This is a genomic window from Elusimicrobiota bacterium, assembly GCA_018816525.1.
GTDB lineage: Bacteria > Elusimicrobiota > Endomicrobiia > CG1-02-37-114 > XYA2-FULL-39-19 > OXYB2-FULL-48-7.
In genome coordinates this window covers 1-24,931 of the sequence record JAHIVV010000005.1, presented here as the reverse complement: position 1 = coordinate 24,931, position 24,931 = coordinate 1, and the positions used below count along the sequence as shown (strand labels likewise).

Annotated in this window: 25 protein-coding genes; 24 read left to right on the top strand and 1 reads right to left on the bottom strand. The window is 39.8% G+C overall.

The features are described from left to right. Positions 1–535 (bottom strand): TolC family protein (locus tag KKH91_00840; protein MBU0951363.1); only part of this gene is annotated, 535 nt, incomplete at its 3' end. A 282-nt stretch (positions 536–817) separates the two neighbouring features. Between KKH91_00840 and KKH91_00835 the strand changes: the two genes are divergently transcribed. From KKH91_00835 to KKH91_00720, 24 genes are all read left to right on the top strand, one after another. Further along, positions 818–1,405: a sigma-70 family RNA polymerase sigma factor gene (locus KKH91_00835; GenBank protein MBU0951362.1), complete on the top strand. Its 588-nt coding sequence runs from the start codon at positions 818–820 to the stop codon at positions 1,403–1,405. After that, positions 1,402–1,794, top strand: a complete 393-nt coding sequence (locus KKH91_00830) for a hypothetical protein (GenBank protein MBU0951361.1) — start codon at positions 1,402–1,404, stop codon at positions 1,792–1,794. Before KKH91_00835 ends, KKH91_00830 begins: the two co-directional genes overlap by 4 nt. Beyond that, complete coding sequence (locus tag KKH91_00825) at positions 1,787–2,206, top strand: hypothetical protein (protein MBU0951360.1); 420 nt, start codon at positions 1,787–1,789, stop codon at positions 2,204–2,206. Before KKH91_00830 ends, KKH91_00825 begins: the two co-directional genes overlap by 8 nt. A gap of 140 nt (positions 2,207–2,346) precedes the next feature. After that, positions 2,347–2,526 carry a hypothetical protein gene (locus KKH91_00820; GenBank protein MBU0951359.1) on the top strand — a complete coding sequence of 60 codons (180 nt, stop codon included), beginning with the start codon at positions 2,347–2,349 and terminating at the stop codon, positions 2,524–2,526. Continuing rightward, the gene (locus tag KKH91_00815) at positions 2,523–2,942 is read left to right on the top strand and encodes a hypothetical protein (GenBank protein ID MBU0951358.1); all 420 of its coding nucleotides are present in this window, start codon (positions 2,523–2,525) and stop codon (positions 2,940–2,942) included. Before KKH91_00820 ends, KKH91_00815 begins: the two co-directional genes overlap by 4 nt. Further along, positions 2,912–3,328 carry an ABC transporter permease subunit gene (locus KKH91_00810; GenBank protein ID MBU0951357.1) on the top strand — a complete coding sequence of 139 codons (417 nt, stop codon included), beginning with the start codon at positions 2,912–2,914 and terminating at the stop codon, positions 3,326–3,328. The genes KKH91_00815 and KKH91_00810 overlap by 31 nt, the downstream gene beginning before the upstream one ends. Continuing rightward, on the top strand, positions 3,325–4,101 hold the full coding sequence (locus tag KKH91_00805; GenBank protein ID MBU0951356.1) for an ATP-binding cassette domain-containing protein: 777 nt from the start codon (positions 3,325–3,327) through the stop codon (positions 4,099–4,101). Before KKH91_00810 ends, KKH91_00805 begins: the two co-directional genes overlap by 4 nt. Beyond that, positions 4,068–5,057, top strand: a complete 990-nt coding sequence (locus KKH91_00800) for a substrate-binding domain-containing protein (GenBank protein ID MBU0951355.1) — start codon at positions 4,068–4,070, stop codon at positions 5,055–5,057. The genes KKH91_00805 and KKH91_00800 overlap by 34 nt, the downstream gene beginning before the upstream one ends. A gap of 20 nt (positions 5,058–5,077) precedes the next feature. Next, a complete protein-coding gene (locus tag KKH91_00795; protein MBU0951354.1) occupies positions 5,078–5,719 on the top strand; it encodes a TonB-dependent receptor plug domain-containing protein in 642 nt (213 codons plus the stop codon). Positions 5,720–5,756: 37 nt separating this feature from the next. Then, complete coding sequence (gene rsmA / locus KKH91_00790) at positions 5,757–6,551, top strand: ribosomal RNA small subunit methyltransferase A (protein ID MBU0951353.1); 795 nt, start codon at positions 5,757–5,759, stop codon at positions 6,549–6,551. A 139-nt stretch (positions 6,552–6,690) separates the two neighbouring features. Further along, the gene (dnaA, locus tag KKH91_00785; protein ID MBU0951352.1) at positions 6,691–8,046 is read left to right on the top strand and encodes a chromosomal replication initiator protein DnaA; all 1,356 of its coding nucleotides are present in this window, start codon (positions 6,691–6,693) and stop codon (positions 8,044–8,046) included. 205 nt (positions 8,047–8,251) lie between these two features. Beyond that, positions 8,252–9,373 (top strand): DNA polymerase III subunit beta, encoded by a 1,122-nt coding sequence (gene dnaN / locus KKH91_00780; GenBank protein ID MBU0951351.1) that lies wholly within the window; start codon positions 8,252–8,254, stop codon positions 9,371–9,373. Positions 9,374–9,389: 16 nt separating this feature from the next. Then, a complete protein-coding gene (locus KKH91_00775) occupies positions 9,390–9,659 on the top strand; it encodes a DUF721 domain-containing protein (protein ID MBU0951350.1) in 270 nt (89 codons plus the stop codon). A gap of 7 nt (positions 9,660–9,666) precedes the next feature. Beyond that, positions 9,667–12,069, top strand: coding sequence for a DNA topoisomerase (ATP-hydrolyzing) subunit B (gene gyrB / locus KKH91_00770; GenBank protein MBU0951349.1), 2,403 nt, complete (start codon positions 9,667–9,669; stop codon positions 12,067–12,069). A gap of 14 nt (positions 12,070–12,083) precedes the next feature. Next, on the top strand, positions 12,084–13,061 hold the full coding sequence (locus KKH91_00765; GenBank protein MBU0951348.1) for a TRAM domain-containing protein: 978 nt from the start codon (positions 12,084–12,086) through the stop codon (positions 13,059–13,061). Further along, positions 13,061–13,750: a 2-C-methyl-D-erythritol 4-phosphate cytidylyltransferase gene (gene ispD / locus KKH91_00760; GenBank protein MBU0951347.1), complete on the top strand. Its 690-nt coding sequence runs from the start codon at positions 13,061–13,063 to the stop codon at positions 13,748–13,750. The genes KKH91_00765 and ispD overlap by 1 nt, the downstream gene beginning before the upstream one ends. Beyond that, positions 13,744–16,260: a DNA gyrase subunit A gene (gene gyrA / locus KKH91_00755; protein MBU0951346.1), complete on the top strand. Its 2,517-nt coding sequence runs from the start codon at positions 13,744–13,746 to the stop codon at positions 16,258–16,260. Before ispD ends, gyrA begins: the two co-directional genes overlap by 7 nt. 291 nt (positions 16,261–16,551) lie before the next feature. Continuing rightward, positions 16,552–17,688, top strand: a complete 1,137-nt coding sequence (gene gcvT, locus KKH91_00750; GenBank protein MBU0951345.1) for a glycine cleavage system aminomethyltransferase GcvT — start codon at positions 16,552–16,554, stop codon at positions 17,686–17,688. An 89-nt stretch (positions 17,689–17,777) separates the two neighbouring features. After that, complete coding sequence (locus tag KKH91_00745) at positions 17,778–18,377, top strand: hypothetical protein (protein ID MBU0951344.1); 600 nt, start codon at positions 17,778–17,780, stop codon at positions 18,375–18,377. Then, a complete protein-coding gene (locus KKH91_00740) occupies positions 18,352–19,371 on the top strand; it encodes a hypothetical protein (GenBank protein MBU0951343.1) in 1,020 nt (339 codons plus the stop codon). The genes KKH91_00745 and KKH91_00740 overlap by 26 nt, the downstream gene beginning before the upstream one ends. 6 nt (positions 19,372–19,377) lie before the next feature. Then, entirely contained in the window at positions 19,378–22,566 is a 3,189-nt protein-coding gene (locus KKH91_00735; protein MBU0951342.1) for a UvrD-helicase domain-containing protein, read from the top strand. A gap of 96 nt (positions 22,567–22,662) precedes the next feature. Further along, positions 22,663–23,793 carry an ATP-binding protein gene (locus KKH91_00730; protein MBU0951341.1) on the top strand — a complete coding sequence of 377 codons (1,131 nt, stop codon included), beginning with the start codon at positions 22,663–22,665 and terminating at the stop codon, positions 23,791–23,793. A 24-nt stretch (positions 23,794–23,817) separates the two neighbouring features. After that, a complete protein-coding gene (locus tag KKH91_00725) occupies positions 23,818–24,327 on the top strand; it encodes a flavin reductase (protein MBU0951340.1) in 510 nt (169 codons plus the stop codon). Positions 24,328–24,382: 55 nt separating this feature from the next. Continuing rightward, positions 24,383–24,838 carry a YhcH/YjgK/YiaL family protein gene (locus KKH91_00720; GenBank protein MBU0951339.1) on the top strand — a complete coding sequence of 152 codons (456 nt, stop codon included), beginning with the start codon at positions 24,383–24,385 and terminating at the stop codon, positions 24,836–24,838. The last annotated feature ends 93 nt before the right edge of the window (positions 24,839–24,931 follow it).

Here is a 24,931-nt window from a genome sequence, read left to right as displayed (position 1 = left end):
CTACTCTCAGAAGGGAGCCTTTGTCTTCATTGCCGGACTCATATTTCATTTTTACAAGCTCATAGTTTTGTTTTCTTCTTTCAAGTATTTTTTGACTCAAGTTTACTGAGTCCTGCGCCAATAAAAGGTTGATGAAACCTTTTTTCAAGTTAAAAACAAGGTCTGAGACAGTTCTTTGGTAACTCAATTCTTCAATTTCAAGCCCAATTTTTTTTGATTGTAAATCAGAATAGTCTGCCAGGCCGGAAAAGAGGGATAATCTTCCTGAAACACCCATTGAATAACTTTCCCTGGCGCTTGTGGTGTCCGAGCCGGAGCGGCCGGTGCTGGCGGAAGCGGAAATTTGAGGCATGAAATTTGAATATGCTATGGAAAGCTGGTATTGCGCCTGTTTTAGTGATTCCTGGGCTTTTACCAACCCCTGGTTTTTCTGTTTCGCTTCCTTTAATACATCCTGCCAGGTTAAGTCTGCGGCAAAAACATTTATGGTAAACATCTGTATCAACAACAAAACAGCTATAACTGATTTCTTCATATTTTTCTCCGGTTAAAATACGGGCTTGTAAGTATTAGACCGGTTTGCTCCCCAAAAGGTTACAATCTGTCCAGTTCGGTGAATTCAAGGAACCTCTACCACCTAAACTTGAAGCGCCATTTTGGCACTTCAAGTTATCAAGCTCTAATTTTGTTACTTGGGTGATTTCCACCATAGTCAAAAATACTCGCGAGTAAATTTGACTTATGTCAAAAATACTAGTAAATTAAGCAGGCAAGGTTTTTGATTTTACTGTAACCTTTTAAGGTACTTAGGGGTCTAATGGATAGAAGCAAAGATAACTTGAAGAACGAGGATTTTAGGCTGGTAGAAGCATTCAAAAACAATGACCAGCAGGCGTTTGAGCAATTGGTTTCCAAATATAAGTCAAATGTGTTTAAAACTATATATTCGGTTATCGGCAATCAGCAGGAAGCGGACGATATTGCACAGGAAGTTTTCTTAAAAGTTTATTCTTATCTCGGCTCTTTCAAATTCCAGTCCGCTTTAAGCACCTGGCTTTACAGGATTACTTATAACGAAACGATTGATTACATAAAAAAACACAAAAACCGGTTCGTTTCGCTGGATAAGGAAATAAATGAGGGCGAGGTTTTAACAGTCGGCGATCTTTTGCATGACACCGGGCTGAGCGTTGAAAACCAGATGCTGGTAAAAGAAGTCCAGTCCAGAGTCCGAAGTACCATAAGCTCTTTGCCAAAAAAATACGACATGGTTTTAACAATGGTGGATTTAAACAATTTGTCTTATAACGAAGCGGCCGAAATTATGAATATCTCGGTAAATAAATTAAAAGTTTGGCTTTTCCGGGCGCACAAAATGCTTATGAACAAAATAGGTGGCTTATGAACTACAAAAATTGGGAAAAATTAAAAGAAATCATTTCTTACAAAACTGCTGCTGAAAGTAAAGAAAACGTTGAACCTTTGCCTTTTTTTGAAACAAGGCTGATGAATAAAATAAAGGAAAAGGCTTCAGCACGGTTTTCTTACGAAGACTTCATCGCAACTGCCAGGCAGGCGCTCTACGCCGGATCCTGTCTGCTTGTTTTATCTGCCGGGTTATTCCTGTTTAACAACTATTCTGCGGCCACAGCAAACAAAAATCTTACTACAGAAGACTATCTGCTTCAAAATACAGTAAATAACCTGGAGAAAAAAATATTTATTGAATCAAATATATCTGAAGACGATATTATCTCTTTGGCGCTAAACACAGGAGGGCCGGAAAATGATTAAATCCAAAAGAGTAGGGCTTATTTTTGCGGCAGCTATCTTTCTTGTCGGGCTGGTCTGCGGTATGTTTATGGACAGAATATTTATGTTTCGTAGAATGTTTCCTTTTCCTATGAAAATGAATCAAAAACAGGAAGACCGGATGGCAAACCGTATGATGAACGGTTTGAGCAGGCGCCTGGCTTTAACCGAAGAACAAAAGAATAAGCTGACTCCTATTTTTAAACAGCATAAGGAAGAGATGGACGCTTTGGCCAAGACTATCAGGCCAAAATTTGAAGCATTAAAAAATAAAATGAATACGGAAATAAAAAGCATTTTAAGTGACGAGCAAAAGAACAAGTTTGAAAAAATGTTTAAGGGAAAAGATTCACAGCATAAAATGCACGAAGGCCCGAAAAAACACGATTTTTAAAAACCCTTGTAAAATTTGTTAAAAATTCAAAAAGACAGCTTTTTAAAAAGCTGTCTTTTTTTATTGTAAGGTTTTTCGAATTTTTGCGTTATATAGGTATCGATTTATCAGCCAATTCAACACAATGATAAAGGAGGAGTATGAAAAACATTTTTAAATTTTTTATTGGTTGCCTTTTTTTAATTATGCCAATGATAGTGTCAGCGCAGCAGGCTCAGTTGCCCAGGACAAAAGTTGACGGTTATGTACAGCTACAGTATGATGTATTTCCGGATGCGGTTCCGGATATTATTCTGAAAATGGCAGAAAATCAACATTGAGAAGGAAGTTTGGCGCAGAAACAAGATATGATTTCGGTTCGGGTGTAACAAGCGGCTTTGTTCAAGCAGAATACATCAAGGCGACGGAACAGGCTGTTGATAAGGACGGATATTATACAAGCAAAGGAGCTCTAATAGAAGCTTTGTCAGACAAAAATGTCCAGAATGCTATTGCTCTCAGCGCGTACACAACTACTATTGCTACCGTAATCGCATTATTATTTGCAATACCTACCGGATATGCATTAGCCAGATGGAATTTCAGGGGCTCGTGGTTAATAGATGCTTTGTTGATAGTGCCGGTGATCATGGCGCCTATGTCTCTTGGGGTTGCTCTTTTATTGATGTTTCGCACAGGGCAGGCCAATGGATTGAAAATAACGTCATGCGTTTTGTTTTTGAATTGCCCGGCATGATTTTGGCGCAATTCTTTTTGGCGTATGCTCTGGCTGTGTTGGTTATAAAAACAACTTTCGCCGGTATTGATATCCGGTTAGAACAGGTGGCGCGATTTTTAGGGTGTACGCCGTGGAAAGTTTTCTGGCATGTATCTTTACCCCTGGCGAGAAACGGTATAATAGCGGCATTTATACTTGCCTGGGCGCGTGCCGTAGGCGATTTCGGTTCAACTTCAACTATTGCCGGGGCTGTAAGAGGTAAAACTGAAACTATGCCTATCAGTATTTACCTGAACCTGGCAACTGTCAGCCTTGACAGGGCTGTCGTTTTAAGCGTTATATTAACATTGATGACTATTGCCGCGCTTGTAACTATCTGCTTATTATTAGAAAAACGTTCATGATAGAAGTATACAATCTTGTTGCCAAGTATGGTAATTTCACTTTAAAAGAAATCAATCTTTCTATCGGAAATAGTGAGTGTTTTGTCCTTATCGGGCCGACAGGCGCAGGAAAAACATTGTTTCTTGAGACATTGCTGGGTATCAAGCCCCTGTTTAAAGGCCGGATTTTTTCCAACGGTAAGGATATTACAAAAATCCCTCCTGAAGAGCGCAGTTTTTCTTATCTTCCTCAAGACCTCGCTTTGTTTCCTCATTTGGATGTAAAGGATAACATAGGTTTCGGCCTGAAAATAAAGGGGTTACCTCCACGCGAGATCAGCGATAAAATTTCATCAATTGCAAAAATGCTTAAGATTGGGCATTTGCTTGATAGAAAAAATATACGCAGTTTAAGCGGCGGCGAGAAACAACGTGTTGCGCTTGCAAGAGCCCTAGTTATTGATTCCAAAACCCTTTTTCTTGACGAACCGTTCGGCGCGCTGGATACAGCGGCCCGGTATGAATTGCTTACGGAATTCAAAGCTCTTCAAGAACGTCTAGGTATTACTGTTATCCTTGTGACTCATGATTTAAACGAAGCGACTTTCCTGGCTGACAGAATGGCCGTTATCATGAACGGCGAGATAAAACAGTACGGTATACCTGAAGAAGTTTACGCACAACCTGAAAGTGACGAAGTTGCAAAATTCTTAATGGTTGGAAAATTATTCCCAAATAAAACTGATTTGAACCCGTTATTATGGAAAAAACCGAGAAAAATAAAAATGGATTGACCGGCAAGATTATGATAACCGCTATCGTTGTATTTTTAATCTTAGCGGCTATAATTTTATTTAACCGGCCACGCAACCGCCAACGGAAACATCTCCGGGTAATGGCAGCGGTTATATTAAAAAATAGTTTTAGTGCTATCGCAAAAGAATTTGAGGAAAAGTATCCTGATGTAGAAGTGCTATTGGAAACCCAGCCGAGTGTAGTTATCACCAGGCTGGCGCCCTTGCGTAATTGTGACGTTTTGGCAGTTGTTGACAGCCGCCTTATCGAAAAAATGCTTGCACCCAAGAAAGCTTCGTGGGCAGTGAAATTTGCATGCACGGAAATGGTCTTAGTTTATAGCGGCAAGAGTAAATATAAAGATAAAATTAGCGCAGACAATTGGTACGATATTATCCTGCAAAAAGATGTTAAATACGGTTATTCAGACCCAACACTTAATCCCGCCGGTTATTTTACGCTGTTATGCTGGAAAATGGCCGAGGATTACTATTTCAAAAATAAAAACCGTAAACTTTACAATGAGCTTGTAAATAATTGCCCTAAAAATAATGTTATCTATGACCCTCCAACTTTGTTATCCGTATTGCAGACGCCCGGCGCCCTGGATTACGCTTTTGTGCCAAGGCCCCACGCAGAAGATTTGAGTTTACCCTATATAAAGCTCCCTAAAGAGATTAATTGCGGCTATCCTCCATTAGAAAAACATTATAACAAGTATCAAATCGATGTTCCGAATTATCGCGGCGGGACTGAGACAATAAGTGGTTCTTATATGGATATTTCCATTACCATACCAAATGAGGCTGTAAATAAAGATATTTCAGAACTGTTTGTTAAGTTTGTTTTGTCCAAGAAAGTGGAAAAAATACTATCAGATTCGGGTTTTCATATAATAAAACCGCCGGTTATTCCGAACTGGTGCACAGAAGTTCCTGATTTTTTTAAATCCTAAAGAGGCGAGGTAAAACATTCATGAAAAGTAAAATCTTATTTTTGGTACTTTTTGGAGTTGTTAGTTTTTTTCTTAGCGCTGGTTTTGTATTTGCGCAAGAAGTTGGTGTTGCCGAAGATGGTTCTATAAACATGACTATTACAGCAACCCGCAGGCCGCACATACTCAAGGATACGCCTGTAACAACAAATTTAATCACAAACAAGGAAATACAATCATCCGGAGTCACTAACGCCGCTGATGCCCTCAGGCTTGTACCGGGCCTTGATGCATCGGGAGGCGCCCCTTTTGGCGCTGCATTGAGGACTGTAGGGCAACTGCGGGGTCTGCCATCTCAATATACGCTTATTTTGATTGACGGCAAAAAAGCAAAAAGCGAACACATGAACACGGGCACAAATATTGCGATCATTCCGGCAAGTTTAATAGAAAGGGTTGAAATTGTTAAAGGCGCCGGTTCAGCCATGTACGGAAGCGACGCTTTTGGCGGAGTTGTAAATATAATAACAAAACCCGCGCCGGATAAACTGTTATTGGAATCACGGTTAGCTTGCGGGAGCCTGGAAACAAAAAATATTAATATAAATATAGGAAATACTTTGAATAAATTCGGATACGTAACCGGCGTTAATGCAACTGAAAGCAATGGAATTTGCTTTTAAATTGACTTAAATCCTCCAAAAGTATATAATTCCTTTTGTGAAACGGATAAAATTCGGACAGAATTATTTAGTTGATAAAAAAATTGCGGAAAATATTGTTGATTGCGCTCAATTAACGCCTGAAGATACCGTAATTGAAATAGGCCCCGGCCAGGGCGTGCTTACAGAACTTATTGCACCCAAGGTAAGCAAACTTATCTGTGTTGAAATAGACCCTGAACTTGTTGTAAAACTAAAAAACAGTTTTAAAAATCAAAAAAATACTGAAATTGTACATGCCGATTTCTTAAACTGGACTCTTCCGGGCTCAGCTGCCAAAGTCTCAAAGTACAAATTAATATCAAACCTCCCCTATTACATAACTTCACCCATATTGAGGAAGACATTGGCGGCTGAGGGCTGGTCCTGGGCCGTTTTTATGGTCCAAAAAGAGGTCGGAGAGAGAATCCTGGCTGATTTGGGCACCAGGCATTACGGGGTTCTTACGTTGATCGTCAAATATTACTCTGCCATAGAAAAGGGGTTTGATGTTGACAAGTCCTGCTTTAAACCGGTTCCGGAAGTAGATTCAACCGTACTAAAATTCACCCGGAAAACCCTTAACCAAAACCAACTGTTGATTTCGGAAAAACTCTTTTTCAGGGTAATCAAAGCGGCTTTCTCGCAACGCAGAAAAACTGTGCTCAATTCAATGAGCGCAGGCCTAAACCTCCCAAAAGAGGTTATAACTGAAATCCTTTCAAAAAACGGGATAGACCCTTCAATCAGGCCTGAACGTATTTGCCTGGACAAATTTATTTCTTTGGCTATTGACTTAAAAAGCATTATTTGATAGAATGGTGTCCGACCCGCATAATATAGTAAAACTTGGTAAAATAATACCAAAATATAGCATTAATCAAGCATCTGGGCAACTTATCCACACCTGTTGATAACTATGTGGATAAGTTTGGCAAAAAACAGGGAAATCGATGGAAATCAATCTAATTTGGGAAAAAATCACGGAATTTCTTAAAAAACAGCTAAGCCAGGAATCCTATGATTTGTGGATAAAACCGTTATCTCCTATTTCACTTGAAGAAAACAAGTTCACAATTCAGGTTCCAAACAAGTTCTTTTCAAACTGGATTAAACTGCACCATAAAGAAAATATAGAAAATATGATTGCAGAACTTTCGGGTATTAAAAAAATTGACCTGGCATTTAAACACATGCATGACCTGGATTTGCTTTTGAAAAAAACTGAAAAAGAAGAACCCCAGCAGGAATCCCAGGATGCTGACGAACTGCTGGAAACATCTTTCAACCCGAAATATTCCTTCGAGAATTTCATAGAAGGCCCTTCAAACCGCTTCGCGAAAGCCGCCTGCTTTGCAGCAGCCAATAATCCGGGCAAAGAATACAACCCGATCTTTCTTTACGGCGGCGTGGGACTGGGAAAAACTCATTTACTGCATTCCATCGGAAATAAGATCTTAAAAAACAACAATAAAGCAAAAGTTTTATATATAACCGCGGAAAAATTCATAAATGAATTCATAGAATCCCTGACTTACCAGAAACCCGCAAGTTTCAGGAACAAATTCCGCAACCTGGACTGCCTGCTTATCGACGATATCCAGTTTTTAACGGAAAAACAGCGCTCCCAGGAAGAGTTTTTTAATACTTTCAACGCGCTTTATGATTTCAGGAAACAAATACTGATTACCAGCGACCGGCCTCCGAAAGAATTGCAGAATCTTGAAGAACGTTTAATCAGCAGGTTCGAATGGGGCGTAATTGCGGATGTAAAACCGCCGGATTTGGAAACAAGAATCGCCATTTTGCGTAAAAAAGCCGAAGGCGAAAAAATTTATGTGCCGGACGATGTCATTTTATTCCTGGCAAGCCAGATAAAATCAAATATCCGCAAACTTGAAGGTTCCCTTATAAGAATAGTTGCATTTTCATCCCTTACCGGCACACCCTTAACGGTAGATACCGCAAAAGAAATATTGAGCGATATTATAAGGCGCGAAGAAATACAAAAAACGGTAACTATAGAAAAAATACAGAAAGTTGTTGCAAGGCATTATCACCTGGACCTTAAAGATATGCGTTCTAAAAAGCGCACTGATGAAGTAGCCTTCCCAAGGCAGACAGCCATGTACCTGGCGCGTTCGTTAACAGAACGTTCAACAATAGAAATAGGCGAGGCTTTCGGCGGCAAGGATCATACAACCGTTTTGCATGCCTGGAATAAGATAAAAACATTGATAAATACGGATCCGTTCTTTGCGGCAAATATAAATAAACTTGTGGAAGATGTTAAAAGAGAGGAAGACTAATTTTTTGTTAGTAACATGTTAGTTACTTCCTTTGTATGTTAGCGTACTTGGTGGATTGGGTTTTGGGCTGATAACATCATAGGTTTATTAACTTGATATTAGACTTTAAGTTTTCGTTTATAATCACACTATATCGACGGTTTATAACGAAAACCATAATTTTTGCACAGAATTCACAGTACTATTACTAGGAGGACTAATACATATGTATATTAAAGTAAGCAAGGAAAACCTGTTAAGAGGCATTCAAATTGTGGAAACCGCTGTTTCTTCAAAAACTACATTGCCGGTTTTATCCAATTTTTTAGTTGAAGCAGTTCAAGATAAAAATTCAGATGATTCAGGTGAAATTAAACTTGTTTCAACTGACCTTGAAATAGCTGTAAGCTGTTATATCCAGGGGAAAATAAAGATCGCCGGTGGAATAACGATACCCGCAAAGAGGTTTGGAAATATTATCAGAGAATTACCTGAACAGGAAATAGAAATTAAAACAGACGACAAAAATCAGATAGATATAAAGGCCGGAAAATCACATTTTGTTTTATCCGGAACACAGAAAGAAGATTTTCCCGCATTGCCAGAATTTTCAGATGAAAAAGCGATGGTAATTGAAACAAAACTTTTAAAAGAAATTATTAAAAAAACTTCATTTGCTATTTCAACGGATGAAACCAGGTATGTTTTGACAGGCCTGTATTTTATTATCGAGCCCGGTGTTATCAGGACGGTAGCTACTGATGGGCGCAGATTGGCGTATATTTGTAGAAAAGGCATTACAAACAAAACTTCAATGAAAGCAATTATACCGAATAAAGCGATTAATGAAGTTTCACGCCTTTTTTCAATAGAAGAAGACGAAAATGTAAAAATAAGCATCACAGAAAACCAGGCATCGTTCAAGATAAAGGACATTACGTTAATTTCCCGCCTGGTGGACGGTGAATTCCCTAATTACGAACAGGTGATACCTAAAAAATATCAGCACAAAATACAGATTGAATCAAAAATACTTCTCAGCGCGACAAAACAGATTTCTCTTTTAACTCAGGAAAAAGGCGGAGCCGTGAAATTCGCTTACGGTAAAAATGCGCTCAGAATTTCCGCCCAGGTCCAGGGGCTGGGCAGCGGCGAAGTAGATATGGATATCGCTTATACGGGCCCCAGCATCGAAATAGCGTTTAACCCTTCTTACGTTATAGATATTTTAAAAAACATTAACGAAGATAAAGTAGAATTTCAGATAAACGGTCCGATCGATGCCTGCGTATTGAAGAGCATTAACGATGAAGATTACATCTGTGTAGTAATGCCTATGAGGGTCTAGGCCCAGGAGGTCTAGCGTGTTTACGCCTGCCAGCGAGATAGTAAAAAAATTACTGGAAAGCTACGGGATTAAAGAAGAAAATTACGCTCTTTACGACATCTGGAACAAAGAGCTGGGCAAACTTTCAAAGAAAATAAGAATGATCGGGATAAGCGGAGACACAATACTCGTTCAAACCGACCATCCGGCTTACAAGCAGGAAGTCCGCATAAGAAAAAAAGAGTTTATTAAAAAAATAAACGGCCATTTCGGGCATGAAATGGTAAAAGAAATCAAATTTATTTGAGGAGTTTATGGAAGAAAAAGACAAATATGATTCCAGTAAAATTCAGGTTCTGGAAGGGCTTGAAGCTGTAAGGCGCAGGCCTGCTATGTACATCGGTTCCACGGGGCTTCCGGGCCTGCATCACCTTGTCTACGAGGTTGTAGACAACTCGATAGACGAAGTTCTTGCAGGTTTCTGTAAAAATATCGACGTAATAATACACCAGGATAATTCAGTAACCGTTATTGACGACGGCCGCGGTATTCCCGTAGACCCGATGAAGGAAGTAAAAGACCCGAAGCTAAAAGGCAAATCAGCCCTTGAAGTGGTTCTTACGGTCCTGCACGCCGGCGGAAAATTCGACAGAAAAGCTTACACGGTCAGCGGCGGGCTTCATGGCGTGGGCGTATCGGTTGTAAACGCGCTCTCGGAATATCTTGAAGTTGAAGTTCAGCGCGACGGAAAAATACATACGCAAAAATACACCCGCGGAAAACCTGGCGCGCCCTTAAAAACGGGCGGCAGTACGGATGAAACCGGCACGAAAGTTACCTTCCTGGCGGACAGCGAAATATTTAAAGACTTGAATTTCAATTTTGATACGCTGTCCAACCGCCTGCGCGAGCTTGCTTATTTAAATCCAGGAACAAAAATTTCAATCACGGATGAACGCGACGATAAAGAGCATAATTTCAATTACGAAGGCGGCATTGCAAGTTTCGTAGAATTTTTAAATTCAAATAAGGACGTTTTGCACCCAAAACCGGTATTTTTTTCCAAGACCAAGGATGATATTAAAGCTGACGTAGCGATACAGTATAATGACGGTTACAGCGAACAGATTTACGCCTTTGCCAATAATATCAATACCATTGAGGGCGGAACGCATCTTTCGGGTTTTCGTTCTGCGCTGACCAGGGTTATAAATGATTATGCAAAAAATCACCAGCTGATAAAAAATGAAGCTTTTTCAATAACCGGCGACGATGTCCGCGAAGGCCTGACCTGCGTTATATCGATAAAAATTCCAAATCCCCAGTTTGAAGGCCAGACAAAAACAAAATTGGGAAATTCGGATGTTGAAGGCATAATGAAATCGCTTGTCGGCGATGCGCTGGGTTCATTTTTTGAGGAAAATCCTTCCGTCTCAAATAAAATAGTAGAAAAAGTTATCAATGCCGCGCAGGCGCGCGAAGCAGCGCGCAAGGCGCGCGAGCTAACCCGCAGAAAAGGAGCGCTGGACAGCGCGTCCCTGCCGGGGAAACTTGCCGATTGTTCGGAAAGAAACCCTGAAAAATCAGAAATATTTCTGGTAGAAGGCGATTCCGCAGGCGGTTCGGCAAAACAGGGCCGCAACAGGGTATTTCAGGCGATCCTGCCCTTAAAAGGCAAAATTATAAACGTTGAAAAAGCGCAGCTGGTGAAAGTATTATCCAACGACGAAATAAGAACTCTCATAACTGCCATTGGCGCCGGAATAGGAAAAGATGAATTTGATATAAACAAAGTCAGGTACCATAAGGTAATAATAATGACTGATGCCGATGTTGACGGCGCGCATATCCGCACACTGCTTTTAACGTTTTTCTACAGGCAGATGAAAGTATTGATAGACAACGGGTATATTTATATCGCCCAGCCGCCGCTCTACAAAATTAAAAAGGATAAAAAAGAACTCTATATTGATACCGAAGAACAATTGGAAAAAATCCTTCTGGAGCAGGTTGTAGACAAGGTCGTTTTATCGCAGGTTGCGGGCAAAAAAACCTGGGAAGAAAAAGAGCTGTTAGTGCTTTTCAAGGACCTGAACGAACTCGATATTTTGCTTAAAAAACTTAAAAAGAAAAAAATTCTCTGGGCCGATTACCTTGCTTTCAGGAAAAAAGATAAAATTCCCTTGTTCAGGGTTGAAACGGAAGAAGAAGTTGTTTTCATTTACAGCGACAAAGAATGGAAACAGTTCAAAGAAGATTACCTTGAAAAAAACAAGGGCCTTACGGAAGGCGACCTGGACAGAAAATTTAGGAATTTGTGGGAACTTACCCGCGCGGACGTGCTTATTAAAAAACTTGAAGCCTCCGGTTTTGAATTGAACAATTATGACACTCCTGCGGAAAAACCCGTTTACAGGATAAAGACGTCAGAAAAAGACTCTATTGACGTTTCAAATTTTCAGGCGGTTGTGGAGAAAATAAAAGAAATCGGCATGAGAGGCTTAACCATCCAAAGGTATAAAGGTTTGGGAGAAATGAATCCTGAACAATTATGGGAAACAACGATGGATCCGTTAAGAAGAAAACTTCTCCAGGTAAAACTTGAAGATATAGCGGAAGCGGAAACGATATTTACAACCCTCATGGGAGATAAAGTTGAGCCGCGCAGGCAATTTATTGAAACCCATGCATTGGATGTAAAAAATCTGGACATATAAGGCGGTGAAAAGAGATGATTTTATGGATAATTAGAGCACTCGTAGTTTTGTTAGGCCCCGTTATTGGTTATTTTCAAATATCGCGGGATTTTAAAGGCGCCCTTATCGGGTTTGTAATTTTTGCCGTAATAATAGGCATAGAACTGCTTGTCGGGAAAGTGCCTTTGGATACGCTGGTTGCCTCCGGTATAGGAATAATCCTCGGGTTCGTAGTGGGTTATTTAATTGAATATGGATTGATTTCACTCGGCAATGAAAGGCTGATTGAGCTGATGAGCAAATATTCGCTGATTGTAAAGTCATCATTTGTTGTTTTAGGGTTTCTGATAGCAATCAGGAAAAAAGAAGAAGTGGACCTGCTTGACAAAAACATATTAAAAACCGGCGCAAAAACGAGCGGTGAAAAAGTTAAAATTCTTGATACCAGCGCGATTATCGACGGCAGAATAGCCGATGTTAGTGAAACCAGGTTCCTGGAAGGGCCGATGATTATACCGAATTTCGTCCTGGCTGAACTGCATAAACTTGCTGATTCGTCCGATTCAAACAAGCGCGTGCGCGCCCGCAGGGGATTGGAAATTATGCGCAAGCTTCAGGATGAACCTAACATGTCTGTTAAAGTTTACGACAAAGATTACCCGGAAATTAAAGAAGTTGATACCAAGCTTGTTATTTTGGCAAAAGAAATCGGCGGTACAATTCTTACGACAGATTTCAACCTGAACAAGATTGCGTCACTGCAGGGTGTAATTGTTTTAAATATCAATGACCTGGCAAATTCGCTTAAACCGATTTACCTGCCCGGCGAAACCATGAATATGTTTGTTGTCAAAGAGGGTAAAGAGCACGACCAAGGCATAGGATACCTTGACGACGGCACCATGATAGTTGTTGAAGACGGCAGAAAACACATAGGCAAAAAAGTTGATGTTATCGTTACATCTGCATTGCAGACCTCTGCCGGCAGAATGATATTTACAAAACCGAGATAATGTTTATTTCAACTATAATTGTCGCCGGAGGAAGCGGTAAACGCTTCGGAAGCAAAAAGCAGTATCACAAGCTTTGCGGCAAGCCGGTTGTTCTTTGGGCTGTAGAAAAGTTTATGCAGGTTTCAGATGAAGTAATCCTGATACTGCCGCGGGAAGATATAACTTTTTTCCAAAATAAATGGAAAAAGAAATATCCTTCTTTAAAAATATTCCCGGGCGGCAGGCAGCGCTGGCAGTCTGTGGAAAACGGCCTTAAAAATTTATTGCCGAAGGCGTGCCTGGTAGCTATTCATGACGGAGCCAGGCCTTTAATAAACAAGGCCGACATACAAAACTGCATAAAAGCGGCAAGTAAATTCGGCGCCGCGATTTGCGCCGCGCAGGCATCCGATACAGTAAAAATGTCAGACGGCAAAGATAATATCGATCGGACGCTCAACAGAAAAATAATATTTTTGGCGCAAACGCCGCAGATCTTTAAAAAAGAAATAATTTTGAAAGCGTTTGAACGCTTTCGAGCTTTTGGAAGAAAAAAGCTTTCAAACGCGACAGATGACGCACAAATGGTTGAAGCAATTGGGCAAAAAGTAAAACTCGTTCCCACGACTTCATCCAACATAAAAATAACAACAAAAACCGATATTTTAATTGCAGAGAAACTTTTAAACAAGGGAGTTTTTAGATGGTAAAAGAAAAGGATAACGACAAAGAAAAACTAAAACAGGACCAGCCGAATCTTCTTGAACGCATTGCACCGCGTAACATTGAAGATGAAATGAAAACATCTTACCTGGATTACGCCATGAGCGTAATCGTAGGCAGGGCTCTGCCGGATGTGCGCGACGGGTTTAAACCCGTGCATAGAAGAATTCTTTACGCCATGAAAGAAATGGGATTGAAACATAACCAGGCGTTTAAGAAGAGCGCAAGAGTAGTCGGCGAGGTTTTAGGTAAATACCACCCGCACGGCGATGTAGCTATTTATGATTCCATGGTCCGCATGGCGCAGGAATTCTCTTTGCGTTATCCTCTTGTTGACGGGCAGGGAAACTTCGGTTCAGTCGACGGAGACTCGCCGGCTGCAATGAGATATACGGAAGTCAGGATCAAAAAAGTCGCGGACGAGATGCTGAATGACCTGGATAAAAACACCGTAGATTTCGGCCCGAATTATGACGGCTCTTTAACCGAGCCTCTTTTGCTTCCCGCCAAACTTCCCAATCTGCTGGTAAACGGTTCCAGCGGTATTGCCGTAGGCATGGCTACAAATATTCCTCCGCACAATTTAACGGAAGTTGTTGACGGTATTGTTGCTTATATTGCCAATCCTGAAATAGAAGTTTCCGAGTTGATGAAAATAATAAAGGGCCCGGATTTCCCGACCTGGGGCATTATTTGCGGCAAAGAGGGAATAAAGGATTACTTTGAAACCGGCCGCGGTTCATTTACAATACGCGCAAAAGCGGAAATAGAAGAAATAAAAGGCGGCAGGCAGGCAATTATTGTAAACGAACTGCCCTATCAGGTAAACAAAGCCCAGTTGCTTGAAACAATTGCAGACCTGGTGAAAGATAAAAAAATTGAAGACATTTCCGATATACGCGACGAAAGCGACCGCGACGGCGTGCGCGTCGTTATAGAAGTTAAAAGAGACGGAAACGCAAGCATTGTATTAAACCAGCTTTTTAAGAAAACCCAGCTGGAAACTTCTTTCGGTGTTATCATGCTTTCTATTGTCGGCGGCCAGCCGAAAGTACTGCCGATGAAACAAATGCTGCACTATTATGTTGAACACAGGCGTGAAATAATTGCGCGCCGAACCAGGTTTGAACTTGCGAAAGCCGAAGAGAGAGCCCACATATTGGAAGGTTTGCGCATAGCGATAGATAACCTGGACAGAATAATAAAAATCATCCGCGAGTCAAAGGATACCGAAACCGCCCGCATTGCGTTAATGGAAAAGTTTAAACTTTCAAAAGTGCAGGCCCAGGCGATTCTTGATATGAGGCTGCACCAGCTCACGGGACTGGAAAGAAAAAAACTTGAAGATGAATATCTTGAACTCATAAAAACCATCGAAAAATTGAAATCTATCCTGGCTGATACAAAAAAAGTTATGGCCATAATCCAGCAGGAGTTGAAGGAAATTAAAGAATCTTACGGCGATGAACGCCGCACAAAAATCCAGTCCAAGGTAGTAGAAATGGAAATAGAAGACCTGGTGCAGGAAGAAGACGTTGTTGTTACGCTTTCGCACGCCGGTTATGTAAAAAGAATGCCGGTTTCAGCCTACCGCTCGCAGCGCAGGGGCGGCCGCGGCGTGACCAGTATGACCACCAGGGAAGAGGATTTTGTCGAGGATATATTTATCACCAATACGCACGCTTTCATGCTTTTCTTCACTGATAGAGGAAAAGTCTATACGGTGCGCGTATTTGAAATACCGGAAGGAACAAAAATTGCCAAAGGCAAAGCAATTGTAAATTTGATACAAATAGGGCCTGCAGAAAAAGTGACGGCTGCTTTAACCATCAAATCATTTGAAGAAGAAAAACCATCTTACCTGCTTATGTGCACAAAATCCGGCCTGGTCAAGAAAACAGAATTGAGCGATTATTCCGATATACGCAAAACAGGAATTATCGGCATAAAACTTAATGACGGCGATACTTTAATTGATGTAAAACATATTGAAGTAAAGAGCGAAGCTGTTATAGCAACGAAAAAAGGCCTGGCTATCAGGTTTAAAGAATCCGATATCAGGCCTACGGCCCGCGCTACCCAGGGCGTGCGCGGTGTAAAACTAGGCAAGGACGATGAAGTAATCGGCATGGAAGATATAAACAAAACGGATATCCTGCTTACCGCTACTGAAAATGGGTTTGGAAAAAGGACCGATATATCCAAGTACCGCCTGCAATCGAGAGGCGGAAAAGGCGTAAAAAATATTAAGGCCAATGACCGTAACGGTTCCGTCGTCGGCATAAAGAAAGCAAATGAGGGAGATGATATAATGCTTATTACCTCAAAAGGCATAACCATCAGGCTTCCTGTTGACGGCATATTGGTAAAAAGCAGAAATATACAGGGTGTCAGGCTGGTCCGGCTGGAAGAAGGCGATAAACTTGCCAGCATAGCTCATATAGTAAAAGAAGAAAATGAGGACAGTGAGGACAGCGAGAACGGCGCTGCTGAATAAGCAAAAGCCATTACTAAACATCATTTTTGCAATTAATGCCTTAATCGTTTGCGTATCGGCATTGTTTTTATTTAGCGGTGCAAAATTCATAGCAAGTTACGCAAAGCGCACCCGTCAAGAAGGAAGAAAAACCGCCCGAGCCCCCGGCTGAGAAAAAACCCGCTTTTAAAATTAATTCAACAACTTACCTGCTGGATGATTTCAATTGAAGATTATGTTTAGCCTGAAGCAAAAATAAAAGAATCGCTGAAAGCGATGCCTGAAATTAAACCAAAAATGTAAATCGGAGACATGGGCGAACTTAAGAAAACAGTTTTTTACGATAAACATGCGGCGCTGAAAGCGAATATGGTTGAATTCGGCGGGTGGCGCATGCCTCTGCAGTACGAAAGCGGTATCGTTAATGAGCACCTGCTGACAAGAAAATCCGCCGGGCTTTTTGACGTATCGCACATGGGCAGGTTTGTATTTAAAGGTGCCGGCGCAGTGCCATTTTTACAGCATGTGTTGACTAATAACGCGGCAGCGCTTGAAGTCAGACAGGCCCAGTATACAATTATCCCGAATGAAACCGGCGGAGCAATTGATGACTCTTATCTTTACCGATTTACCGCCGGCGAATACCTTCTTGTAGTAAACGCTTCAAACCTGCAGAAGGACTGGGATTATTTCAAAGAGCAGCTGAAAAAATTCACCGATGTAGAAATGCTTAATAAGTCTGAAGATATTGCAATGATTTCCCTTCAGGGGCCGGAATCGGAAAATATATTGGCCGCTATTTTGGAAAGCGGGCAACTGCCCGGGACGCAAAGAAATTTGTTAAGCATAGTAAACATAAAGGGTTCTGAGATTTTGCTTGCAAGGACCGGTTATACCGGCGAACCGATTTGCTTTGAATTGTTTGTAAAAAGAAACGACGCATTAAAAATATGGGATTTGCTCCTTGAGAGAGGCGCCGCGCCCATCGGGCTGGGCGCCAGGGATACGCTCAGGCTTGAAGCCGGGCTGCCTCTTTACGGCCACGAATTCGGAATTGATATAGAAGGAAAAGAAATTCCCATACTCTCAAGCCCGTTGGTAAAATTTGCGGTAAGAAACGATCTTTTAAAACAAATAACCCCCCCAAGACTGACAAGGTGCATTACGCTGATTGATAAAGGCGTTGCAAGAGCCGGTTATAAAATATTTTTCTCAGGTAAACACGCAGGATATATAACCAGCGGGACCACCGTGCCGTATTATAAGGTTAAAAACAGCAGGCTGGTTGAAGAAAAAATGATGAGGTCTATCGGCCTGGCGCTTGTTGATAATACACTTCGCGAAGGCGATATTGTGGAAGTTGAAGTCCGTGATAAAAAAATAAAAGCAAAAATTGTGCCACGCCATCTGATAACCAATAAGCCGCCCTACGCAATTCCAGTAATATAATTTGAGCTTCAATATTATCTTGACAGCTCTATTGTTTTTAAGCTATAATATAACTATTACCACTAATACTAAGGGGTATAACATATAATATGTTAAATAAACAAGACTTAGAAAAAGCTCTGAATTTATTAGGAAAACGACTAGAACTCGAAAATACTGAACCCTTTGAAATTGTTGTATGTGGCGGATCAGCCCTTATTATCACAGGTTTAATAAACAGAGTATTTACAAAAGATGTTGATTTGATAGGATTTATTTCCAAAACGGATAACGGGGAATTTATTTTTGATGAATATAATAAACTGCCTGAAATTTTTGAAAAAACAGTAAAGCAGGTTGCCTTGGATTTAGGTCTGAGCAATGATTGGTTAAATACCGGGCCCAAAGATTTGGTTAAACAGGGCCTTCCGCAGGGACTGATAAGCAGGCTGCAGCCAAAACAATACGGCTCAAAGCTGATAGTTCATTTTATCAGCAGGATAGACCAGATATATTTTAAAGTTTATGCATCTGTTGATTCAGGGCCCGGCAGGCATGTTGACGATTTGCTTGAATTGAAACCAACAAGCGCAGAAATAGAGGGTGCGGCTAAATGGGCCCTTACCCAGGATCCAAGCGGCAATTTTAAACAAATATTAAAAGATATGCTGGAGAAATTAGGATATGGCCCGGTCGTTAAAAGAATTTAAAAGCTCGTATCTGGAATTAATAAATAACTTTTTGTGGAGACAGTGGTCGGCGCTTGGTGTTGCCGGTTACGCAGAATCCAGGGATAATTGGTTTATTGACCCGGAAGCATTGTTATTGTTTACTTGTTCTTTAGGGCGCTATGATGCCAGGCTTTTTGATGAAATGCTTGATTGGCTTGATGTTAATGGAACCCTGATTAATATACAGAGGCTGAGAAATATTCAGAAAAAAGAGCAGTTTAACAGTGAAAAAGTTTTAAAAGCAATAGCCAGTATTATGTCAAAACGCAGTAAATATTTTAAATGGAAAACATTGGCCTTGTTGAACCGGGAAGAATTAATTAATAAAGAAGAAAATCTTTTTCTAACTAAAGAGGGCAATACCATTGAAAGTTTCGGCACCCCCGATAAAGATTTTCAGGAATACGGTTTAATACGCGGTAAAATTGAATTCCGCGGGCATACTCAGCCGGTTCGTATACTTCAGAATACCGGGCTGCTTATAAAACTTCGCGCTTTATTGGGCGTAAATACCCGCTGCGAAATAATTTTGCATTTATTAACGCATAACAGCGCCCATCCGGCTTTAATTGCAAAGGAAACTTATTATGCTCAAAAAACAATCCAGGACTTATTGGTTGAAATGTCGCATTCGGGCCTGATAAATATCAGCCTGGTTGGGAAAGAAAAACACTATTGGCTGGACAGGGTTAAATGGTTTGATTTTTTAAAAATACAAAATGATTCATTACGGTGGGTAAAATGGCCTGAAATGTTTAAAGCATTGGAAGAAACATGGTTAAAGATAAATGATGATAAACTTTTAAATTATGATTCCTTGCTTTTGTCTTCTGAATTGCGGGTTTTAATGCAAAAAATTAAGCCTAAAATAGAATCAGCCGGATTTTTAGGGACGCTGTCTGATGAAAAACTATTTTTTGGCGAGAATTATACGGAAGTATTTTATAATGATTTAAAGAAACTTTTTGAGTAACTCAATATGAATCCAAACATCATGCAGTTTCCGGAAGTGCGGGTGCTGGAGGCCTCAGCAGGCTCCGGGAAAACCTATGCCCTTGCCAAAAGATATATCCAGCTCTTGCTCAACCCTGACATTAAGCTTGACGACATTCCTATCAGAAGCATCCTCGCCATAACCTTTACCAATAAAGCCACTTTTGAAATGAAGCAGAGAATCATTGAACTTCTTAAAAAAATAGCGCTGGATGATTTTAAAAGCGAAGGCGAAGCAAGGGACATATATTCTTCATTAAACATCGACAAAGAAACCGCAAAGAAAAAAGCCTACACAATAATCAACGATTACATTATTAAAAACTATAATTTCTTCCAGGTCCAGACTATAGACAGTTTTGTGCGGTCCATTATTTCCGGAAGCGCTTTCAAACTTAACCTCTCCTCGGGTTTTCAGATTGAAAAGGATTACGATTCCTATATCCAATACAGCCTGGACAGGTTTGTAGACAAGGCAGGCGAGGACAAAGCGATAAAAGAAGTATTCAGGAAGTTTTTAAAGCAATACCTGATTGTCGAAGAGAAAAGCAGCTGGTTTCCCAAAGACGACATTTATGAAATAGTTAAGTTTCTTTACTCCATAAATAATAAGTACGGCGCATCATTTGCGAGGACAAAAATTGAATCAGCTGACATTACCCCCAAGAAAAAAACAATTATTAAACTGGTAAATGAACTCCATAAAAAGGTTAAAGATACCAAAGGCGCGGATAAAAGATTCTGCACCAGCCTGGAAAAGTTTGTTGAAGAAAACAAAGAGTATTTTGATGTATCAAATATTTCCAGGTATTTTTTCAGGGCAGAAGTTCCTTTTACGAAAGGCAATGTTCCAGGCGAATCAATCGTAAAAACCTGGGATTCGCTCCATAAAAGCTTTGTCGAGCTTGCAGAAATGGAGGCGTATTCCATTTACAATTATTATATAGATATTTTCAGCCTGGTTTTGAAGGATTTTAAAACTGTTTCAAAAAATGACGATGTTGTTTTTCTGGAAGAGCTGAACAACCAGGCAAGATTTTTATTTGACGAAAAGTATATAAGCGTGCCCGAAATTTATTTCCGGCTGGCATCGCGGTTCCGGCACCTGCTTATAGACGAATTTCAGGATACCAGCCGCCTGCAGTGGAAGAATTTGTCCGCTATGGCAGAGGAAATACTCTCAAACGGCGGATCGCTTTTTTATGTCGGTGATAAGAAGCAGGCAATATACAGGTTCCGCGGGGGGGATGTTTCTCTTTTCAACGAAGTTGCGGAGCGGTTTAACATTTTCAACTTAAATAAAGGGACATTATTAAAAAATTACCGGAGCCAGAAAGCGATAGTTGAGTTCAACAATATTATATTTTCACAGGAAAACATTGAAGGGTTCATCCAGGGCCTTAAAGAAAACGAGAAGGATGATATAGAAAAATTTAAAGACAGCGACCTCGTTGATATTTTTAATGTTTTTTCTGATTCAAAGCAGGAATACAAGCAGGGAAATGAAAACGGCTACGTAAGAGTGGAGCAGGTCCCCGGGGGCAATGATAACGAAACAGCGCAAAAACCAGTAACGGGGCTTATTCAGGAATTAAAAAACAGGCAGTATGCTTACGGGGATTTGGCAATCCTTGTCAGGAAAAATTCGGATGTTGAAACCTACACTTCGCTTCTGCTTGAAGTAAATATACCTGTGGAATCGGAAAAAACCCTCAATATAAGAGAAAATTACCTTATTAAAGAACTTATTTCGTTTTTAAAGTTTCTGAAATCGCCTTCAGACAACCTTTTCTTCGCTTCATTTTTGCTTGGCGATATATTTTTAAAAAGCTCAGGGCTTAGAAAATACGATATCCAGGATTTTCTTTTCAGCGTGAGAACTTCAAAATCAAAAGATAAAATAACATACCTTTATAAGGAATTTCAGGGCAAATACAATAAAGTTTGGGATGAACTTATAAGCGAGTTTTTCAAAAATGCAGGGTTAGTGCCGCTTTATGAATTTGTGATAAGTATTTACAGCAAATTCAGTGTTTTGGATAATTTCAGCGAATACCAGGGATTCCTGATGAAATTTCTTGAGCTTATAAAATCATATGAAGAGGAAAGTTCCAGCGTTTCAGATTTTTTAGAGTATTTTGACGGTTTAACCGAAGAAAAAGACCTGTATGTAAACGTTACTAAGGGCGATTCAGTAAAGATTCTTACCATTCACAAAGCAAAAGGGCTGGAATTTCCCGTGGTTATCATCCCGGGCCTGAGCCTTTCTGTAAAAATTGACCCGCAAATCATAGATGCAAAGAAAGAAAAGTTAAACCTGCTCTATATCAAGCAGGCGCATACGGAATTTTCGCCGAAACTCAACGAAATTTACATTGAAGAATACAAAAAAGCGTTTATTGACGAGCTTAACAGCGTTTATGTTGCGCTGACCCGTGCCCAGCAGGAACTTTACATTTTTATTCCTGAAAAGGTGTCGGGAAAAAAGAATAAAGTGAAATATTTATTTTCTTTTGAAGAGCCGAACTTTGAAAAAGGCTCGCCCGCAAGAGCGGTCGAAGAGGTTAAATATGAACAAAAAAAGGACGCAAATAAAGAAGCTGCGAATAAGGAAGCAATTGTTGAAACTATGCCGGTTTCCAGGTATAGCGATTGGATTGAGCTTATAAAAGATGAGTTTGTAGAAGTTTCGCAGGTGACAAACAGGGAAAATATTGAGCGCGGAGAGGTTTTGCACAGTGTTCTTTCTTTTATTGAGAATATAAAAGGACAGAATTTAGAAGAAGTAATCAAGAATGCTCTCGAGAAGACAAAGATGAGGCATCCGGTAATAGATAACCTGCGGGAAATCGGGCAGAAGGTTAAAAAATTACTTGAAAATGAAAAATTCAAAGATTATTTTAACTTGAAAGAAGGAAATGTTTTCGTTGAAAAGGAAATTATTGATGCTTCCGGCAGGACCAGAAGAATAGACCGCCTGGTTGTGCTTGAAAAGCGGGTATATAGCATCGATTACAAAAGCTCAGAATCCCCCGAAACCACCGAGATATATAAGCAACAAATGGAAGAATACATCAGGCTGATAAAAGAAATCTATCCCAACAAAAAAGTAGAAGGGATAATTATTTATTTGGATACTTTAAAAAGCAAAGAAATAGAAATTCAGAATGAATAATCGGGATTGACGCAACTGACTATATTTAGTATAATACGGTCAGTAGACTGACTGTATTTAGTACACATCGACGAAACATCACTAGAGAGGTGCCCCATGTATATACCGCAATACCAATTAAAAAATGTCTCAAAATACCTTAAACCACAAAAAGCGCTTATAATCTACGGCCCAAGGCGTTGCGGCAAGACAACACTACTGAAGGAAATCAGCAAATCACTTAAAACATCCTATCTATTTGTTGATGGTGAAGATATAGGTGTTAAAAATTATCTTTCAAGCCAATCAATTGAAAAACTAAAAAGTTTCATAGGTAAAAACAAAACGCTTATTATTGATGAAGCGCAAAAAATAAAAAACATAGGGCTGAATATTAAATTAATGCTTGATAACATCGAAGATATTAAAGTGATAGCAAGCGGTTCCTCGTCTTTCGACCTGGCAAGAGATATCGGGGAACCTTTGACGGGCAGGAAATTTACTTTGAAACTTTTTCCTTTGGCGCAAATAGAACTTGAAAATGTTCAGACAAAAGCCCAGACAACGGCGCTTTTGGAAGACCGCCTTATTTTCGGTTCCTATCCTGAAGTGGTTATTAATAAAGATCACAGGGCTAATAAGGATTATTTAAGAGAAATTGTGAATTCTTATCTTTATAAGGACATTTTGGAACTTGATGGAGTAAAGCATTCCGAAAAATTAAGCAGGCTTCTCCAATTGCTGGCTTTCCAGATAGGTAAAGAGGTTTCATATACCGAACTCGGGTCAAATCTTTCGATGAGCAAAAATACAGCTGAGCGTTATCTTGATTTGCTGGAAAAATCGTTCGTGATATTCAAACTTTCCGGTTTCAGCAGAAATTTAAGAAAAGAGCTGGTAAAAAATCCGAGATATTACTTCTATGATAACGGAATACGCAATGCTTTGATTAACAATTACAATCCATTATCAATGAGAGATGATATCGGTATGTTGTGGGAAAACTATATAGTTGTCGAAATGATTAAAAAACAGGAATATAAAAGAACTTTTTCAAACAATTATTTCTGGCGGACCTATGATAAGAAAGAAATTGACTTAATTGAAGAAAGAAAAGGCAATTTGTACGGTTATGAAATTAAGTGGCGGGCAGAAAAAGTGAAAGCGCCTAAAGAATGGCTTCAGACTTATAAAAATGCAAAATTTGATGTAATAACGAAGAATAATTATCTGGATTTTATAATATGATAAATCAAAACAAAAGGGGTTAAGATGAAAAATGAATTCAAAGAAGTAAAACCCGGGGTAATAAAGGATAATACTTTTAAGCTCATAGGAAAGGACTGGATGCTGGTTACTGCGGGAAAGATTGATAAATATAATATGATGACTGCCAGCTGGGGCGCTTTAGGAGTTCTCTGGAACAAAAATGTTTGTTTTTGTTTCATACGGCCTACCAGGCATACCTATACATTCATGGAAAGTAATGATTATTTCACTATTTGCCTTTTTGACGAGAAGTACCGCGATATTTTAAATTTCTGCGGTTCAAAATCAGGCAAGGATATTAATAAAATGACAGCGACAAAATTAGCAGCAGTTAAAAGCGATTTGGGGAATGTTTATTTTAGCGAAGCGCGGATAGTAATAGAATGTAAGAAAATTTATTTTCAGGACCTCAACCCGAAACATTTTTTAGACCCCAAAATAGACAGCAATTACCCAAATAAAGACTACCACCGTATGTATGTAGGTGAAATAGTGAAGTGTTTAATTCGTTGAGATAAGGCGAACTCTCCCTACCCCTCTTTAACTAAAGAGAGGGGACAAGGAATAAATGATTATTGACAGGATTGAGGACTACAAAAAACACTGTTTGATGCACAGTCATTTTGAAAAGGTGTTTGAATATTTGAAAAATGGTGTATCTGCCGATACAAAAGATGGGAAATATGAAATTTTGGGCAAAGATGTTTTTGCTATCGTGCAAAGTTACGAAACAGTTGCGGCCGGTGAAAAATTATTTGAAGCGCACCGCATCTATATTGATATTCAGTATGTTGTGTCCGGTACAGAAACAATTCAGTGGCACCCGGTTAAGTTACTGGATTTAGCCACTGAATATAACTCAGAAAAAGATGCGGCATTCTATAAATTGGATAAAAATGCTTCCATTTTAAAGATGTCCCCAGGATTTTTTGCAGTATTTTTTCCGGAAGATGGGCATATACCCGGATGCTTACTGGATAAATCGTCTCTGGTTAAAAAAGTGGTTGTAAAGATAAGGGTTTAGAAGTCATAAGGTATCACGTTTTGTGATACCAAGATAAAAATGTAGAAGATTTAAAAGTCAAGGAACTTAAAATTGATGAATCTTAAATTTAAT